1 protein-coding gene and 1 other annotated feature are annotated in these 1,138 nt (G+C 40.9%); the gene reads left to right on the top strand.

Going from position 1 to position 1,138, the window contains the following annotated elements:
- Window positions 1-1,099 (top strand): IS3 family transposase gene (locus tag FTU12_RS16335; protein ID WP_180114994.1). Its coding sequence is split into 2 segments (ribosomal slippage), with 1,100 coding nucleotides annotated over them: window positions 1-156 and window positions 156-1,099; the frame shifts between segments, so codons are not numbered across the junction. This gene is flagged as partial in the annotation.
- Window positions 155-271, top strand: a sequence feature (AL1L pseudoknot). It overlaps the preceding gene by 117 nt.
- Window positions 1,100-1,138: the final 39 nt, after the last annotated feature.

Raw genomic sequence — 1,138 nt, 5'->3', positions numbered from 1 at the left:
GTACTCCTGAAACACTACGTGTTTGGTATCAAAAATATTTAGATAAACAAAATCCAGTTAAAGTACAGCAGCTTTCAGACCAAGAACGTATCAAACAACTCGAACGCGAAAATAAAGAACTGCAACGTGCTAACGAAATTCTACGTAAAGCAGCTGCTTTTTTCGCCCAGGCGGAGCTCGACCGCCCACACAAATAATGGTGGATTTTATCCATAACAATAAAGATCGATATGGTGTTGATGCGATTTGTAGGATTTTACCGATCGCAGCTTCAACCTATTACCGAACTTTAGATCTCGCTGACAATCCAGAACATCGAGCGAAACGAGATCTACATGATGAGCATCATGCTGAACAAATTCAACGAATTTGGAAAGAAAGTTCAGGTCGATATGGTGTGCGTAAGGTCTGGCAACAATTGAAACGTGAAGGTTATGTTATCGCACGTTGTACAGTTGCTCGATTGATGCAGAAGCTAGGTATACAAGGTGTTTGGCGTGGTAAGAATAAACAAACCACCCGTAGCCGAGATGATCAAAAAAGAGCAGATGATTTAGTGAAACGTAATTTTAATGCTGATCATCCTGACCAACTGTGGGTGAGTGACTTTACGTATATTCAAACTCATTCAGGCTGGGTCTATACCGCCTTTATTATTGATGTGTTCTCACGAGCAATTGTTGGATGGAAAGTATCGACACGGATGAATACAGATATGGTGCTCGATGCATTAGAGCAAGCATTGCACGATCGAGGCATGCCAAAGAATGTGATTCATCATTCCGATAGAGGTGTTCAATATCTTTCTATTCGCTATACCAATCGTTTAGAAGCTGCAAATTTACGAGCATCAGTCGGTACGACTGGTGATTCATACGATAATGCTTTGGCTGAAACGGTGAATGGCTTATACAAAACAGAGGTGATTGAATATCTAAAAGCAGATTGGCAAGGTTTAGCAGATGTACAACTTGCGACACTAAACTGGGTAGATTGGTTCAATAAAAAGCGTGTACACAGTGCACTGGGTTATGTATCGCCTTTTGAGTTTGAAGCAATGTACTATGATAAGATTAACCCGTTAGGTCAGGTGGCCTAACTTAAATAAAAAAGTCTCCGACAAACCCGGTACGGTTCA

It is taken from the genome of Acinetobacter sp. YH12063, assembly GCF_013419715.1.
GTDB lineage: Bacteria > Pseudomonadota > Gammaproteobacteria > Pseudomonadales > Moraxellaceae > Acinetobacter > Acinetobacter amyesii.
Note: the sequence above shows the minus strand (reverse complement) of the source record. Positions and strands in the feature narration are given on the sequence as shown.